16 protein-coding genes and 1 pseudogene are annotated in these 15603 nt (G+C 69.6%); 7 read left to right on the forward strand and 10 right to left on the reverse strand.

Going from position 1 to position 15603, the window contains the following annotated elements; genetic code table 11:
- The first annotated feature begins 51 nt into the window (after window positions 1-51).
- On the forward strand, window positions 52-2064 hold the full coding sequence (locus AB0D04_RS20495) for a beta-galactosidase (protein ID WP_362705070.1): 2013 nt from the start codon (window positions 52-54) through the stop codon (window positions 2062-2064).
- 35 nt (window positions 2065-2099) lie between these two features.
- Here AB0D04_RS20495 and AB0D04_RS20500 read toward each other — a convergent pair whose 3' ends face one another.
- The 4 genes from AB0D04_RS20500 to galT form a co-directional block, all read right to left on the reverse strand.
- The gene (locus tag AB0D04_RS20500) at window positions 2100-2894 is read right to left on the reverse strand and encodes a response regulator transcription factor (RefSeq protein ID WP_362705072.1); all 795 of its coding nucleotides are present in this window, start codon (window positions 2892-2894) and stop codon (window positions 2100-2102) included.
- A 303-nt stretch (window positions 2895-3197) separates the two neighbouring features.
- Complete coding sequence (gene galK, locus AB0D04_RS20505; RefSeq protein ID WP_362705074.1) at window positions 3198-4469, reverse strand: galactokinase; 1272 nt, start codon at window positions 4467-4469, stop codon at window positions 3198-3200.
- Complete coding sequence (galE, locus tag AB0D04_RS20510) at window positions 4469-5458, reverse strand: UDP-glucose 4-epimerase GalE (protein ID WP_362705076.1); 990 nt, start codon at window positions 5456-5458, stop codon at window positions 4469-4471. Before galE ends, galK begins: the two co-directional genes overlap by 1 nt.
- 23 nt (window positions 5459-5481) lie before the next feature.
- A complete protein-coding gene (gene galT, locus AB0D04_RS20515; RefSeq protein WP_362705078.1) occupies window positions 5482-6528 on the reverse strand; it encodes a galactose-1-phosphate uridylyltransferase in 1047 nt (348 codons plus the stop codon).
- Between the two features lie 283 nt (window positions 6529-6811).
- On the opposite strand from galT, the gene AB0D04_RS20520 reads away from it, so the two are divergent.
- The 3 genes from AB0D04_RS20520 to AB0D04_RS20530 are packed head-to-tail and all read left to right on the forward strand — an operon-like array spanning window position 6812 to window position 9888.
- Entirely contained in the window at window positions 6812-8482 is a 1671-nt protein-coding gene (locus AB0D04_RS20520) for a sodium:solute symporter family protein (protein WP_362705080.1), read from the forward strand.
- Between the two features lie 18 nt (window positions 8483-8500).
- Window positions 8501-8806 (forward strand): hypothetical protein, encoded by a 306-nt coding sequence (locus tag AB0D04_RS20525; RefSeq protein ID WP_362705082.1) that lies wholly within the window; start codon window positions 8501-8503, stop codon window positions 8804-8806.
- A gap of 14 nt (window positions 8807-8820) precedes the next feature.
- Window positions 8821-9888, forward strand: a complete 1068-nt coding sequence (locus tag AB0D04_RS20530) for a protein kinase family protein (RefSeq protein WP_362705085.1) — start codon at window positions 8821-8823, stop codon at window positions 9886-9888.
- Window positions 9889-9920: 32 nt separating this feature from the next.
- Here AB0D04_RS20530 and AB0D04_RS20535 read toward each other — a convergent pair whose 3' ends face one another.
- From AB0D04_RS20535 to AB0D04_RS20545, 3 genes are all read right to left on the reverse strand, one after another.
- A complete protein-coding gene (locus tag AB0D04_RS20535) occupies window positions 9921-10400 on the reverse strand; it encodes a hypothetical protein (protein ID WP_362705086.1) in 480 nt (159 codons plus the stop codon).
- A gap of 95 nt (window positions 10401-10495) precedes the next feature.
- Window positions 10496-10639 (reverse strand): hypothetical protein, encoded by a 144-nt coding sequence (locus tag AB0D04_RS20540; RefSeq protein ID WP_362705089.1) that lies wholly within the window; start codon window positions 10637-10639, stop codon window positions 10496-10498.
- A 923-nt stretch (window positions 10640-11562) separates the two neighbouring features.
- Entirely contained in the window at window positions 11563-11949 is a 387-nt protein-coding gene (locus tag AB0D04_RS20545) for a hypothetical protein (protein ID WP_362705091.1), read from the reverse strand.
- A 143-nt stretch (window positions 11950-12092) separates the two neighbouring features.
- Here AB0D04_RS20545 and AB0D04_RS20550 point away from each other — a divergent pair, with 143 nt between their 5' ends.
- The 3 genes and pseudogenes from AB0D04_RS20550 to AB0D04_RS20560 form a co-directional block, all read left to right on the forward strand.
- The gene (locus AB0D04_RS20550) at window positions 12093-12944 is read left to right on the forward strand and encodes a helix-turn-helix domain-containing protein (protein ID WP_362705093.1); all 852 of its coding nucleotides are present in this window, start codon (window positions 12093-12095) and stop codon (window positions 12942-12944) included.
- A gap of 15 nt (window positions 12945-12959) precedes the next feature.
- The gene (gene cyaB / locus AB0D04_RS20555) at window positions 12960-13544 is read left to right on the forward strand and encodes a class IV adenylate cyclase (RefSeq protein ID WP_362705095.1); all 585 of its coding nucleotides are present in this window, start codon (window positions 12960-12962) and stop codon (window positions 13542-13544) included.
- A gap of 15 nt (window positions 13545-13559) precedes the next feature.
- Window positions 13560-13706 (forward strand): annotated as a pseudogene (locus AB0D04_RS20560) (Scr1 family TA system antitoxin-like transcriptional regulator); the annotation flags it as partial.
- A 67-nt stretch (window positions 13707-13773) separates the two neighbouring features.
- On the opposite strand, the gene AB0D04_RS20565 reads toward AB0D04_RS20560, so the two are convergent.
- The 3 genes from AB0D04_RS20565 to AB0D04_RS20575 are packed head-to-tail and all read right to left on the reverse strand — an operon-like array spanning window position 13774 to window position 15500.
- Window positions 13774-14568 (reverse strand): GIDE domain-containing protein, encoded by a 795-nt coding sequence (locus tag AB0D04_RS20565; RefSeq protein WP_362705098.1) that lies wholly within the window; start codon window positions 14566-14568, stop codon window positions 13774-13776.
- A 31-nt stretch (window positions 14569-14599) separates the two neighbouring features.
- Entirely contained in the window at window positions 14600-14743 is a 144-nt protein-coding gene (locus AB0D04_RS20570; protein WP_362705100.1) for a hypothetical protein, read from the reverse strand.
- A 19-nt stretch (window positions 14744-14762) separates the two neighbouring features.
- A complete protein-coding gene (locus AB0D04_RS20575; RefSeq protein WP_362705102.1) occupies window positions 14763-15500 on the reverse strand; it encodes a response regulator transcription factor in 738 nt (245 codons plus the stop codon).
- Window positions 15501-15603: the final 103 nt, after the last annotated feature.

Raw genomic sequence — 15603 nt, forward strand, 5'->3', positions numbered from 1 at the left:
AGCACCGACCGCCGGCCCACCGAGAGACCGAACTTCGACCCTGGGGGTCCGATGCGCGGCATTCACTTCGGCGGCGACTACAACCCCGAGCAGTGGCCCGAGGAGGTGTGGGCCGAGGATCTGAAGCTGATGAAGGCGGCCCATGTCACCATGGTCACCGCCGGGATCTTCTCCTGGGCCAAGGTCGAACCCCGGCCCGGGGACTGGGACTTCGGGTGGTTCGACAGGGTGCTGGACGGGCTCGCGGGCGCCGGGATCGATGTCTGTCTGGCGACGATGACGGCCTCGCCGCCGCCCTGGCTGTCCCGCGCGCACCCCGAGATCCTGCCCGAGGGCCCCGACGGGCAGCGCCGCTGGCCCGGCGGCCGCCAGCACTACTGTCCCTCCAGCCCCGTCTACCGCGCCCACGCCGTACGCCTCGTCGAACAGCTCGCCACCCGCTACGCCGGCCACCCGGCACTGGCGATGTGGCATGTGGGCAACGAGTACGGGTGCCATACGCGGCAGTGCCTGTGCGAGGTGTCGGCCGAGGACTTCCGGCGGTGGCTGCGGGAGCGGTACGGGAGCGTCGAGGCGCTGAACGAGGCCTGGTCGACGGCGTTCTGGTCGCAGGGGTACGGGGATTTCGACGAGGTGCTGCCGCCGCGTACGGCGCCCACCTTCCCCAATCCCGCCCAGCAGCTGGACTATCTGCGGTTCAGCGATGCGGCGCTGCGGGCCTGCTACCTGGCCGAGAAGGCCGTACTGGAGCGTCTGACGCCCGGTGTGCCCGTCACCACCAATCTGATGCCGCAGCACAAGCCGGTGGATGCCTTTGCCTGGTCCGGGCACATGGATGCCATGGCGCTGGACTTCTACCAGGATCCGTATGCGGCGGACGATCACATCCGGGCCGGCTATGTCTTCGATCTGATGCGGTCCGCGCGGGGCGGGCAGCCGTGGCTGCTGCTGGAGCAGGCGCCCAGCGCGGTCAACTGGCGGCCCCGTAACGGTCCGAAGCCGCCGGGGGCGATGCGGCTGTGGAGCTGGCAGGCCGTCGCCCAGGGTGCGGATGCGGTGCTGTATTTCCAGTGGCGGCAGTCGCTGGGCGGGGCGGAGAAGTTCCACTCGGCGATGCTGCCGCACGGGGGGACGCGGACCCGTACGTTCCGTGAGGTGCAGGGCCTGGGGCGGGAGCTGGCGTCGCTGCCGGAGATCGCGGGGACGCGGTCGCGGGCCGAGGTGGCGCTGCTGGCGGACTGGCGCAGCTGGTGGGCGCTGGAGGTGGACTCCAAGCCGTCGACCGCGCTGGACCACTCCCGGATCGCGCTGGATCATTACCGGCCGCTCTTCGAGGCGGGGGTCGCCTGTGACGTGGTGCCGCCGCAGCGGGAGCTGTCCGGCTACCGGCTCGTCGTCGTACCGAATCTGTATCTGCTGACGGCGCGGGACGCGGCGCGGCTGGCCGCGTATGTGCGGGGTGGCGGGCGGCTGGTGGTGTCGTTCTTCTCGGGGATCGTGGACGAGCACGACCGGGTGCATCCGGGCGGCTATCCGGGGGCGCTGCGCGAGCTGCTGGGGCTGCGGGTGGAGGAGTTCTGGCCGCTGGACGTGGACCGTACGGTGGCGGTTGGGGGAGGTGCCTGCACGGGGTCGGCGGATCTGTGGTCGGAGGTCATCGACCTGGAGGGCGCGGAGGCGCTGGCGTACTTCACGGATGGGGAGCTGGCGGGGCGGCCGGCGGTGACCCGGCATGCGTACGGGCGGGGCACGGTCTGGTACGTGGGCACGCGGCTCGAACCGGCGCTGATGCGGGCCCTGTTGGACGAGGTGCGGGAGGCGGCCGGGGTGGCGCCCGTACTGCCGGGGCTGCCGGAGGGTGTCCAGGCGACGGTCCGAGAGGATCCGGAGGGGCGGTACGGGCGGTTCACGTTCCTGCTCAACCACCGGGCCGAGGCCGTTGAGGTCGCGCTGCCCGCGCCGATGACGGATGCGCTGGCGGCCGGTCCCGACGAGGCCACGCCCGCCGACCGGATCACGCTGCCGGGGCGGGGCGTGGCCGTCCTGACGGAACCCGGAGCCTAAGCCCGACAGGGCCGGGACCTGGGCCGGACAGGGATCTAGCCGGCGCCCACCGGGGCACCCACCGAGGCCGCGGCCCCCGCCGTCGCCGGCTCGACCTGCGCCGGGCCCACTCCGGCCCGGCGGGCCAGGGCCACCGCGGCGAGGGTGGAGTGCACGCCGAGCTTTCCCAGGACGTTCTGCATATGGGTGCGGACGGTGTGCGGGGAGAGGAACAGCCGCTCGGCGACCGCCTTGCGGCCCAGACCCGCCACCATGCAGCACAGCACTTCGCGCTCGCGCGGGGTCAGCGACTCCACCAGGCGCTCGCTCTCCGTACGGTGCTTGCGGGCCGCGGTCAGCTCGCGCAGGACGCCGGTCAGCAGGGCGGGCGGCAGATGCGTTTCATCACGCAGTACGCCGCGGATGACGGCGAGCAGCCGGGAGAGCGAACAGTCCTTGGCGACCCAGCCCGAGGCGCCGGCCTGGAGGGCGGCGGCCGCGCGGCGCGGGTCGTCGCGCTCGGCGAGGACGACCGTACGGAGGTAGGGGTGGCTGGTGCGCAGGCCGGAGACGAGTGCGATACCGGCCGGGGCGGGGCGCGGGGCGCCGTCGCGCGCGGCGGACGGCTGCGGCGGCACCGATGCCAGCGGTGCGACGGCGGCCAGTTCGGCGTCCGCCAGCAGTACGTCGAAGCGGCGGCTCTCGGCGGCCGCCCGCTCCAGATGGCGCAGGGCAGCGGGGGCGCTGCCCGCCGCCGCCACGTCCACGTCCTGTTCCGCCGCGAGCGCGGCCGCCAGGGATTCGGCGAAGATGCGGTGGTCGTCGACCACCAGAACCCGGATTCGTTGCACGGAGACCCCCTGTCTCGGTGAACGGACCATAGCGGGCACGACGCCCGGATTGAAGATCGCCTCGGCCACACGGCCGCCGCCGTGCCGACATGACTACCCCGCCCCGGGCGCCGTACCCGACGGTCTCGCCCCCTGATCGGCACCGGCCCCCACCGGTGCTGGTCTCAGAGTACGGACAGGGAGCGGCTCAGGGGGGAAAATGGCCGAACCGGCCCGTTTCCCGGGGTGTTTTGCGACGGGGCGGTGAGCGGTCCGCGGCGGTTCGGTGGCCGTTCTGCGAGGGTCGCCGGTAGGCCGCAGCCGTTATGCCAGGCGGCGGGCGCCCGCGCCGGCCACGGCCGGGAAGACGCGCGGGGGAACGAAACCGGCCGCCGCAAATGCGTCGGTGACGGCGGTGGTGACCGCCTCGGCGTCCGCCTCCTCGACGAGGACGATGGCCGAGCCGCCGAAACCGCCGCCGGTCATCCGGGCGCCGACCGCGCCCGCCGCGACCGCCGTGTCGACCGCGAGGTCCAGCTCGGCGCAGGAGATCGCGAAGTCGTCGCGGAGCGAGGCGTGTCCGGCGGTCAGCAGCGGGCCGATCGCGCGGGTCTCGCCGGCGTCGAGGCGGGCGATGACCTGTTCCACGCGGTGGTTCTCGGTGACAATGTGGCGTACGAGATCCCGGACGGCGGGCTGGTCCGCCAGCTTGTCCAGTGCCTCGGCCAGATGCGCGTACGGCACATCGCGCAGGGCGCGCACACCGAGCGCCCGCGCGCCACGCTCGCAGCCGGCGCGCCGCTCCGCGTATGCGCCGTCCCCCAGTTCATGCTTCACACCGGTGTCCACGACGAGGAGCCGGAGCCCCTCCCCCGCCAAATCGAACGGTACTTGACGCTGGGTGAGGTCGCGGGTGTCCAGGAAGAGCGCGTGCCCCTCGGTACAGCAGGCGGCCGCCGTCTGGTCCATGATTCCGCAGGGCACGCCGACGAAGGCGTTCTCGGCGTGCTGGGCGAGTCGGGCCAGCCTCTGGGGGGCGAGGCCGAGGCCGTAGAGGTCGTTGAGGGCGAGCGCGGTGACGACCTCCAGGGCGGCGGAGGAGGACAGCCCGGCGCCGGTGGGCACGGTGCTCTCGTAGTGCAGATCCGCGCCGCCCACCGGCAGCCCGGCCTCCCGCATCGCCCAGACGATGCCTGCCGGGTAGGCCGCCCAGCCGCCGCTCCGCTGCGCCCCGCCCCGGCCTGCCTCCAGCACCTCGGAGGACGGGCCGGCGGCGGGCCGCAGGTCCTCGATGCGCAGCTCGACGACGCCCCCGTCGGCGCCGCCGGAGTGCAGGCGCAGCACCCCGTCCGGGCGGGCCGAGGCGGCGGCGACGGTGCTGTGCGGCAGGGCGAGCGGCATCACGAAGCCGTCGTTGTAATCAGTGTGTTCACCGATCAGGTTGACCCGGCCGGGCGCCGCCCAGAGGCCGTCGGGGGCGGCGCCGTACACGGCGCGGAAGGCGTCGGCCGTCCGGGTCCCGCTCCGCTGCGCTCCGCCTCGGCCCGCTGCCGGCACCTCGGAGGCCGAGCCGGTGCCGGCTTCGTGATCGGTCATCAGGACTCCTGGGTCCTCTCCTGCTGCTGAGCGGCGAGCTGCTGCGTGAACTGCCAGGCGTCGGCGACGATTCCGGCGAGGTCGGCGCGGCTGGGGCGCCAGCCGAGCCGGTCGGTGGCGGTCTTGGCGGAGGCCACCAGGATGGCGGGGTCGCCGCCGCGGCGCGGGGCGATGACCTCGGGGATCGGGTGCCCGGTGACCTTGCGGACGGTCTCGATGACCTCGCGGACGGAGAAGCCGTTGCCGTTGCCGAGGTTGCAGATCAGGTGCTGGCCCGCGGTGGCCGCTTCCACGGCGAGGAGGTGGGCCTCGGCGAGGTCGGCGACGTGGATGTAGTCGCGGATGCAGGTGCCGTCGGGGGTGGGGTAGTCGTCGCCGAAGACGGAGATCGCCTCGCGCTTGCCCTGGGCGACCTGGAGGACGAGCGGGATCAGGTGCGATTCGGGGTCGTGACGCTCGCCGCAGCTGCCATAGGCGCCGGCGACGTTGAAGTAGCGCAGCGAGACGGCGGCCAGGCCGTGCGCGGTGGCCTCGCCGCTGATCATGTGGTCGACGGCGAGCTTGCTGGCGCCGTACGGAGAGGTCGGGGCGGTCGGGTCGGCCTCGGTGATCGGGGTGCTGACCGGCTCGCCGTAGGTGGCGGCGGTGGAGGAGAAGACGAGCTTGCGGACACCGGCCGCGCGCATCGCGCCCAGCAGCTCCATGGTGCCGCCGACGTTGTTGTCCCAGTACTTCTCGGGCTTGACGACGGACTCGCCGACCTGCGAGAACGCGGCGAAGTGCAGGACGGCGTCGTACGAGTCGTCCAGCCACTTGCCGGCGTCGCGGATGTCGCCCTCGATGAACTCGGCGCCGGCCGGGACGCCCGCCCGGAAGCCGGTCGAGAGGTTGTCGAGGACGGTGACCTCGTGGCCCGCCTCCAGCAGGTGCTGGGCGACGACGCTGCCCACGTATCCGGCCCCACCGGTCACCAGGTACTTAGCAGACACAGGCTTGGAAGACACAGGCTTGCTCACTCGCTTGCTACCTCTCGCAGTCGCTCGGCCGCGGCCTCCGGCGGCACATCGTTGATGAACACGTTCATGCCGGATTCGGAACCCGCGAGGAACTTCAGCTTGCCGGAAGTCCGTCGAATGGTGAAAAGCTCGAGGTGGAGGGCGAAATCCTCGCGGTCCGCGACGCGTACCGGCGCCTGGTGCCAGGCGGCGATGTACGGCGTCGGGGCCTCGCACGTCCCGAAGATCCGGTCGAACCGCCGCAAGACTTCCAGATAGATCTGTGGGAACTCTGTGCGCGCGTCGTCGTCCAGGGCGAGCAGGTCGGGGACGCGGCGCCGGGGGTAGAGGTGGACCTCGTACGGCCAGTGGGCGGCGTACGGGACGAAGGCCAGCCAGTGCTCGCCCTCGAGGACGATGCGGCGGCCGTCGGCCTGCTCGTCGGCGACGACGTCGTCGAAGAGGTTGCGGCCGCCGGTGGCCTCGCGGTGGGCGGCGAGGGAGCGCAGCATCCGCTCCGTCCGTGGGGTGACGAAGGGGTAGGCGTAGATCTGGCCGTGCGGGTGGCCGAGGGTGACGCCGATCTCGGCGCCGCGGTTCTCGAAACAGAACACCTGGGCCACGCCCGGGAGTTGGGACAGTTCCGCGGTGCGGTCGGTCCAGGCGTCGAGGACGAGGGCGGCCTGGTCCTCGGTGAGGGCGGCGAAGGAGGCGTCGTGGTCGGAGGTGAAGCAGACGACCTCGCAGCGGCCGCCGTCGCCCGCAAGGGAGGGGAAGCGGTTCTCGAAGACGGCGACGTCGTAGTCGGCGGCGGGGATCTCGGAGTGCCGGCCCTCGCGGGAGGGGCAGAGCGGGCATTCGTCGGCCGGGGGGTGGTAGGTGCGGCCCTGGCGGTGCGAGGCGATGGCGACGGAGTCGTCGAGGAGGCGGTCGTGGCGGATCTCGGAGGCGGTGGCGACGCGGTCGAGCGGGCGCCGGTCGACCGCGTCACGCACGGCGTCGTCGCGCGAGTCGTAGTAGATCAACTCCCGGCCGTCCGCGAGCCGGGTCGTCGTCTTCTTCACCGGGAGCTCCTCACCACGTACACCACGCACACTCACGTCGACCAAACACAAACAAACACAATGAAGCACAACTAAACAGCGGCGTCAACGTCACCTTTAGAGGCGGCACATACGCGGCCATACCACCGCATACAGGGGCAGCGAGCATCACGATCCAACAACTCAACCGAACAAAAGTGTTCAGTTTCTGACGGCCCGCGCGTAGCTTTCTGTGCGTTCCCATCGCTCCCGAAGCTGTGCCCTCTGGGGGGACATCCCCCAGACCCCCTAGGAGAGTGCCCCCATGACCACCCTGGCCGAAGGCCTCCGACTCCCCACCAACGGGCTCGACTACGCGATCCTGGCCCTCTACTTCGCCGTCGTCCTCGGCATCGGATTCGCGGCCCGGCGCAGCGTGAAGACGAGCCTGGACTTCTTTCTCTCCGGCCGTTCGCTGCCCGCCTGGGTGACCGGCCTCGCATTCGTCGCCGCCAACCTCGGCGCCACCGAGATCCTCGGGATGGCCGCGACCGGCGCCCAGTACGGCGTCGCGGTGGTGCACTGGTACTGGATCGGCGCCATCCCGGCCATGGTCTTCCTGGGCCTGGTCATGATGCCGTTCTACTACCGCTCCAAGGTCCGCTCGGTCCCCGAGTACCTGCTCCAGCGGTTCGACAAATCCGCGCATCTGCTCAGCTCGGTGCTGTTCGCCTTCGCGGCGATATTGATCGCAGGCGTGAACCTGTACGCCCTGTCGATCGTCGTCGAGGCGCTGCTGGGCTGGCCGCAGTGGGTGGCGATCGTCGTCGCGGGCCTGTTCGTCCTCGCCTACATCACCATCGGCGGCCTGTCCTCGGCGATCTACAACGAAGTGCTCCAGTTCTTCGTCATCCTCGCCGCGCTCATACCGATCTGCGTCATAGGCCTCAAGCGCGTCGGCGGCTGGGGCGGCCTGTCCGACTCCCTGGAGGCCTCGCACGGCGACAACTTCCTCACGGCCTGGGGCGGTACGGGCATCGGTGACGCCAACCCGCTCGGCGCGAACTGGCTGACGATCATCCTCGGCCTGGGCTTTGTGCTCTCCTTCGGCTACTGGACGACGAACTTCGCCGAGGTGCAGCGCGCCCTGTCCGCGAAGAACCTTTCCGCCGCCCAGCGCACCCCGCTGATCGGCGCCTTCCCGAAGATGTTCATCGTCTTCCTGGTGATGATCCCGGGCCTGGTCGCCGCCGTCCTCGTCCCGAAGATCGGCACCGCCGGCTCGGATCTGACGTACAACGACGCGATCCCGTACCTGATGCAGGAACTGCTGCCCAACGGCGTCCTCGGCATCGCGGTGACCGGTCTGCTCGCCGCCTTCATGGCTGGCATGGCGGCCAATGTCTCGTCCTTCAACACCGTGTTCACGTACGACATCTGGGCCAAGTACGTGAAGCCCGGCAAGCCCGACGGGTACTACCTGAAGTTCGGCCGCCTCATCACGGCGGTCGGCGTCCTCGCCTCCATCGGCACGGCCTTCATCGCCTCGTCCTTCTCGAACATCATGGGCTACCTCCAGACCCTGTTCTCGTTCTTCAACGTCCCGATGTTCGTGGTCTTCATCATCGGCATGTTCTGGAAGCGCGCCTCGATGAAGTCCGGGGTGTGGGGCCTTCTCGCCGGTACCACGGCCGCGATGGTCAACTACTTCTGGATCTACAAGCAGGGCATCATCGCCATCCCCACCGACCAGGGCGCCAACTTCGTCTCCGCCATCGTCGGCTTCGTCGCCGGTGCCGTCGTCATGGTCGTCGTCACCCTCTTCACGGCACCCAAGCCGGAAGCCGAGCTGGCGGGCCTGGTCTACGGAACGACCGCGCCCGGCCTGGAGGAGCCGCCCGCCGAGGGCGACGACGCCTGGTACCGCAAGCCCGCCCTCCTCGGCTGGGGCGCGATCGTGCTCGCCGCGGCCTGCTACCTGCCCTTCTCCCTCTGATCGGAGGCGCGAACTCTCATGTCCGACCTGCAGAACGAAGTCTCCGAACTGGAGCGCACATCCGCGACCGCGGCCCGGCTCTTCGACATCCGGCGCATCATCGGCGGCCTGTTCGTCGTCTACGGCGTCATCGTCACGGTGGCCGGTGTCATGGCCTCCGACGCCGACATGAAGAAGGCCGAGAACATCAACATCAACCTGTGGACGGGCATCGGCATGCTCGCCCTCGGGCTGTTCTTCCTGGGCTGGATGAAGCTGCGACCGGTCATACCGCCTACGGTGGGCGAGCTCCAGGAGGCCGAGGAGGCACCGCCGGGGCACTGACCCGAGGAGGCACCGTGCACGACCCGGACCGGCGGTACGCCGCACGCCTGGCGGCCTACGGAAACGTGAGCGGCCGGCTCGCGCTGCTGAGCGACCGCCGGCTCGGGGCGGCCGTGGCGTCCGCCGTCCCCCTCGGGTCGGGCATCGGCGGCAGATCGGCGCGGCTGGACGTCGACGGAACGCCGGTCTTCGTCAAACGGGTCCCCCTGACGGACCTCGAATTACGGCCGGAACACGTCCGGTCGACGGCCAACCTCTTCGAACTGCCGCTGTACTACCAGTACGGCGTGGGCTCGGCCGGATTCAGCGCCTGGCGGGAACTGGCCGCGCACGCCCTGACCACCGGGTGGGTCCTGGGGAACGCGTACCAGGGCTTCCCGCTGATGCACCACTGGCGCGTCCTGCCGGACACCCCGCCCGAGCCCGAGGCATACGCCGGCGAATTCGGGGGCATCGACGGGGCGGTCGCCCACTGGGAGGGCTCACCGGCCGTCCGCGAGCGGCTGACGGCCCTCGGCCGGGCCTCGTCCAGTCTGGTGCTCTTCCTCGAATACGTCCCGCAGACGCTGACAGCCTGGCTCGACGGCCACCGGGCCGGGGACGCCGCGCCCTACCACTGGGCCGAGAAGGAGCTGATGCGCGGGACCGCCTTCCTCGCCTCCCAGGGCTTCGTCCACTTCGACGCCCACTTCGACAACATCCTCACCGACGGCCGGCTGCTCTACTTCGCGGACTTCGGGCTCGCCCTGCACTCCGGCTTCGAACTGACCTACACCGAGGCGGAGTTCCTCACCCGACATCTGCCCTACGACCGCTGCCACACGGCGGGCCATCTGCTGCACCATCTGCTGCGCCGCGTTTTCCCTGACGCCGAGCCCGATGCCGTACTGCGGGAATGGCTCACGGGCCGACGTCCCGACGGCCTGCCGCCCGAGGCCGCCGCGCTCCTCGCCCGGCATGCCGCACCGGCCGCGGCCCTGCGCGGCTTCCGGCGCCGACTGCTCACGGAGAGCAAGCGGACGCCGTTTCCGGTGGACGAGATCGAGGGGGCCCTGGCCGTCGCCACGCCCGCCGGGCCGTGACTGGGACTGTGCGCTCCCTGATGCCCGGTCAGTCAGGCGTCCACAAGTTCAGGCATGCGGCTGCGCAATACCTGGCGGGCCACCCGCAGCGTGTATTCCTGTGCTGCCGCGGAGGTGTCGGGCTTTTCCGGGTCGGCGAGCGACATTCGCCCTACGTGCAGCTGTGAGTGGCCATAGAGCGTGGCACCCTCGCCCTTGGCTGCGTTCGGCTGGCTGCTTCCGTCCCGTTCCAGAAACCACGTGGCCTCGGGCAGATCCAGGCTTCCCGGTTTGGTCACCGCTCGGCTCGACCAGCCCGTGCAGAGGACCCAGTCCGCAGCGTGCGGGGAGTGCCGGGCAGCCACGTCCATAAGGTGAATGTCTGGCACCTCAGGCACGGGGAGGTAGCCGACGATGGCCTCTACGCCGAATCGCCCCGCTGCGGCGTAGCCAATCACTCCGTAGGTGTCGGGCCACAGATGGAGCAGGGGCGACACAGTGACGCGTCCGGTACCTGACATGGCTTTGGCCATGGGTCTCCCCCAGCTGCGAATTATCCATCGTGGCGGCCCCGGCAGTCTTCCATCTCCTGGGCCACCACTCCTAGTTGATCACCGTGCTATGGCGGTTAGTTGTCGCCGCAGCCCTGCGAGGGGTTGCCCTCCTGGCCGTCGCTACCGTCGCCCGTCTCGCCCTGGCTGTTTTCTTCGTCGCCGTACAGGATGCTCAGCTTCTCGGGGTCCATCGTGTGTCCCTTCACTGGCAGTGCCACGCCGAGGACCGCCCTCGGGGTGTCGCGCACGTGCGGCCGGTCGGCTCAAGGACCGACGGGCCCGCGGACCGGGCCGCGAGCGATCACGAGCGGGCCCATGGCCCGCAGAGGGGCGCCGGCCGCCGTGGGCGCTTGCGGCGGCCGACCTCCCTTCGTCGCTTCGGGGGTTCAGCGCCGCGAGGACTTGGGGATGCGGGTGGTTCCCGCGGTGCGCCTGGCGTAGTGCCAGACGGATCGGGAGCAGCGCACGCCCCCTGACCGTGCGGCCGCCAAGGCCGCCGGTTGGCGGCCCCGCCCGGCCGAGCAGCTGGTGCCCGCCGGGCGGGCCCTGTTTCCCCCACCGCGCCGCCATGGCGCGGCATCCGTGAAGGGAGTGCCTAGGACACTCCCCGCTGGACGGACCGGGGCGAGAGCTGAGCCCGTCGGCTCGGGCGGGACACGTCCTCTCCCTGCTCAGGGCTTGTCCGGTCGGGGGAGTCGAAGGGGCGGGGCCGGCGCGTTCGGCTTGACGGCCCCGCCCGGTCTATTTGGGCGGGCGCGCGTCGTCCGGCTGCCTGCATTCCTTGCGTGCCGTCATGTTGTCGAGAAGCCCCCACAGGGCGAGGTTGCTCTGTGTCCGGAGGGCTTCGCTCAGTTGCTCTTTCAGCAGAGCGCATCCGGGGCAGTCGTGGGGGTCGACGAGACGGGAACGAGGCGCGGCGAGTGGATCCTGAGACGACACCTTCTCGGACGCCATCAACGCACCGTCCTTGGGTGGGAGTGGCGGCGCATCTCGACGTTGCAGTCGGTCGCCTTCGACTTGTCTCCCACTGCGTAGGCCCCGGCACGCTGCTCAGCCAGAGCGCCGCACACGTCACACCCGGCAACCGGCACCGGATCCGACGCCGGTTCCCACAGGTGAACGGGGCGGCACATGCGAGCCATCAGCCCACCACCTCCACGGTTGGGGTCTCCCCTGCTCGAACGAAGTTGAGAGCTTGGGGAAGAATCCAGCGCGGCCCCGCGTCGTACCCGTGCACGGCCAGCCACAACGCCCGCCGCCGCCCACGCTGCGCCCGTCGTTCCTGCCGCTCCTCGGGCGTGAGGACGTACGGGCGGATCAAGTACGAGTCCTCGCCGCGCAGCAGCTCTGACTGCCGGACGGGCATGCGGGGAGACACCGGTGTCGGCACGCCCTGGCACCGCGCAGCAGGCAGTGCGCCGGCCGATCGATGGCGGCCCCGAGCCGGAAACATCAGCCGCAGCAGCAGGTTCAATAACCTCGCTGTAGCGTGGGTCATGTCGTCAACTCCCTTGTAGTTGATGGCCACGCCCCCGGGCCGTCCACCACGGTCGCGGGGGTCTGTTGTTCTCGTATGGCCAGGATTCAGTGCAGGACGGCATGGGCTCCATATCCCGGCGGTAATCTCACCGTGGGATGACTGTTCATCCCACGGTGGGACGGGAGAGGATCATGGCGACGGCGCTCGTACCGATCGAACTGCCCGAGTGGGCGTGGCAGCGTGCCGAAATCCGCGAAGCCTTACGCGAACGCGACATGGGCGCGGTATTCCGCCACGTCCAGCAATACGGCGGAGCGAGTCAGGCCAGGATTGCTACCGCCGTAGCCATGACTCAGGCCCGGGTGAACGAAATCATCAACAGACGGCGAGAGGTCACACGTCTTGACGTGTTCGAGCGTATTGCGGACGGGCTGAATATGCCGGATGACACCCGGCACTTGCTCGGCCTCGCGTCGGCACGCGACGCCCGCAGCGGCGGACGCGCGTTCGATCTGGCCGCATTCCCAGAAATCGTCCGCGTGTACTCTACCCAAGCCGCCGCGGCCGAGGACATCCAACAACTAGCCCTATCTGCAAAACAGTTAGATATTCTTGCTGTGCGCGGGCTTGGCCTTATTGGATTGAATGATTCCCTACTTCGCTCGTCTCTCATCCGACCAGCAGGGCAGAAGGCGCCACGGCTTCGCGTGTTGCTTCTGGACCCCGAATCAGCCGCCCTTGCCGTACGTGCGACCGAAATTGGGGAATCGGTCGAATCGCTCACCGAAGGTGTCAAGTTGACCGAGACTCGATTGCGTGAGCTGTCGGGTGCATGCGACCTTCAGGTCTACCGGTACAAAATGCATCCAACGTGGCGCATTATCAGGCTGGACGGCACTATGTTCGTCTCGGCCTTCGATCCCGGCTGGGAAGGACACGAATCGGCTACCTACAAGGTCATGGAGACGCCGCACGGCCCGCTTTATCGAGGGTTTCAGCGAATGTTCACGTCCATGATTGAAACAGGAATCCGTACCGTCTGAGCGGAGGATTGCGCCTTGATTGAGGCGGAGCTGAAAGCACGTGTCCACAACTCCGAGTACGTTATTGGGCGGCTCGACCAAAAGACAGTGGGGCGGGCCGAGGTCTATCACGACACCTACTACGACGACCCGTCGAGAAGCCTCGAAGCGCAGGATCAAGAATTGAGGGTCCGCACAATTTACGGGGCGAACTCGACACGATCCGTGCTCACCTACAAGGGCACACGAATTGACTCGGCATCAGGCTCGAAGCCGGAGCACGAAACCCGTGTGGACAACCCTGAAGCCGTGCATGCCATGTTGCGGGGACTCGGATACGTTCCAGTGATTGCCTTTCAGAAGCGCTGCCAAAACTACGAGTTCAGCTCTCGTGGCCGCAGCTTTCTCGCCACGCTGGTCCAAGTTCCGGAGATCGAAGGAACTTTCCTTGAAGTCGAGACCATGGTTACAGAAGAGAAGGAACTCTCTGCGGCGCTTGAGGACATCCAGTCGATCATGGGTGAACTCGGGGTGCAGGAAGGCGACTTCACGACGGAGCTCTACACGGACGCTGTAGCCGCTTGCCTTGTTTCTGACGAGGGAGCGTCCCCGCCCGCATGACTCGACAGTCGAGTCCGGACAAATCGACGGCGAATATTCGACGGACCGATGCACCCAGCCGCCTGGACGCTGCTCGACGAGGCCGTCCTCCGGCGCTGCGTCGGCGGCCCGCAGGTCGTGGCGGAGCAGCTGCGGAGGAGCGCGGACACAGCTGAGGCGGGGCCGCCGTCGTTGGAGCGGGCCCTACGGCCGGCCAATGACGTGATGTGGGAGGTGTGCCCGCGGAAGGCTAGAAGAACAGCCAGCGGGCGCCGAACGCCAGCAGGCCGAGGATGATGCCTCCGACGGCCATGACCTCGAAGAGGCCCTTCTTGTTCCGTTCGACGGCGATGAGCTGCTGCTCGGACACGGCGGCCATGAGGAACGGGCTGCCGTCCGACGGGTGCCCTATGGCCAGTTCGCCGCGCTCGTCGTCGCGGGCCTCGCCGCGTACAAAGAACTGGGTGCCTGCCTGCACGGCCCACTCCTCGTGCTGGTGACCGAGGATGCGTTCGTTGCGGGTCGCTTCGAGGAGGCCGCGGGGGCCGCTCGGGCGGGGTCCGTGCTGGTATGTCTCGAAGTAGTCCGTGGTCTTGGGGGCGTGGTCGACGATGCCCTGGGCGGGAAAGATGACGGTGGAGCCGGACGCGTCCTCGACGAGGAAGGGGGCGGCGCTGATGAAATCGGACACCACCTCGGTCTTGCGGCTCTTTTGCCAGGTGCCGCTGCCGACTTCGCCCTGATCGCGGTGCCGGGTCTCGAACTTGCGCGTGACCCTGGTACGGAACCAGACGCACTCCGTCTGGCCGAGCTGCGCGGTCAGCGGGCCGCTGGGGTGGGGGCGCGCCGTCCCGGCCGCCTCGGCAGGACGCCGGAACGCACCGGCGCCGACCGCCCCGAGCGCCGCCTGATGCAGCTCGCGCAGCTCCTGGGACGACATGGTCTCGGTGGTCACCATGGCGTGGATGCGCTTCCTCGCACGCAGTACCTGGAAGACGCTCACCACGCCCAGGCCCAGGAAGAAGATGCCCAGGAATTCCAGCACGGGGCCCGTCCCTCTCTGTTGATGCCGTATGTCAGCGGAAAAGCTCGCGGATCCTGCGGAAGGCATCCGAGAAGCCGTGGAAAATCTGGCTCCCCGCCCTGACAAGACTCACCGCGAGGCACCCGCCAAGAAACAGCAGGGCCAGCGCAAAGATGGTCCACTCCCACCAGCTCATGGTGGGCTCCTCACTTCGGTTACGCGGGCGGCGGCATCGGGTTCGGGAGCGAAGTGTATGTGCCCGCCCCTTGCGGGGAGGAGGCGGGGCCGCCCCGCGCCACCCGCTCCAGGAGCCCAGTGCGGGCAGCCAGTGCGGTGGCCTCCAGGCGGGAGCCGACCTCCAGTTTCATCAGGACGCGCTGGACGTGCGTACGGGCGGTGCTCGGGGCGATGTCCATTCCGGCCGCGATCAGCCGGGTGTCCTCGCCGTCCGCGACCCGCATCAGCACCTCGACCTCGCGCGGGGTGAGCAGTTGGAGCAGCCGTGCGCCCTCGTCGTCCGGCTTGGCTGCCGGGTGCAGCAGTTCCTCGAAGGCCTGCTGGAGCAGCTGCGGCGCGATGGCGGACTCGCCCGCCCGCGCCTTCATCATGGCGCGTTCGACGCCCTCGATGCGTTCGTCGTTACGGACATAGCCCGATGCCCCGGCGGCGAAGGCGGCCGCGATACCGCGCGGGCTGGGCACCGGGCCCAGCACCACCACCGCGATCTGCGGCCGCTCCTTCTTGATCCGTACGACCGGGTCGAAGGCCCCCGGCGCGGCGGGCGTGGCGGTGCCGAGCAGGCACACCTCGGGCGCCCGGCTCACCACCAGGTCCGCGGCCCCGGCGCTCGGCGCGGCCGCCGCCAGGACGCGGTGCCCGCGCAGCTTCAGCGCCGAGGCCAGCGCCTCGGCGAGCAGACGGTGATCGTCGACCACCATGAGCCGCACGACCATCGTGAACCCCCTCACCTCCCGGCGGGCCCCGCCCCAGGCCCACGCCCGGTCCCTTTGCCCGGGAATTGTCCCCGGGAAGGTACACGCTCGGCCGTCGCTGCGC

Source organism: Streptomyces sp. NPDC048483 (genome assembly GCF_040651455.1).
Taxonomy (GTDB): Bacteria; Actinomycetota; Actinomycetes; order Streptomycetales; family Streptomycetaceae; genus Streptomyces.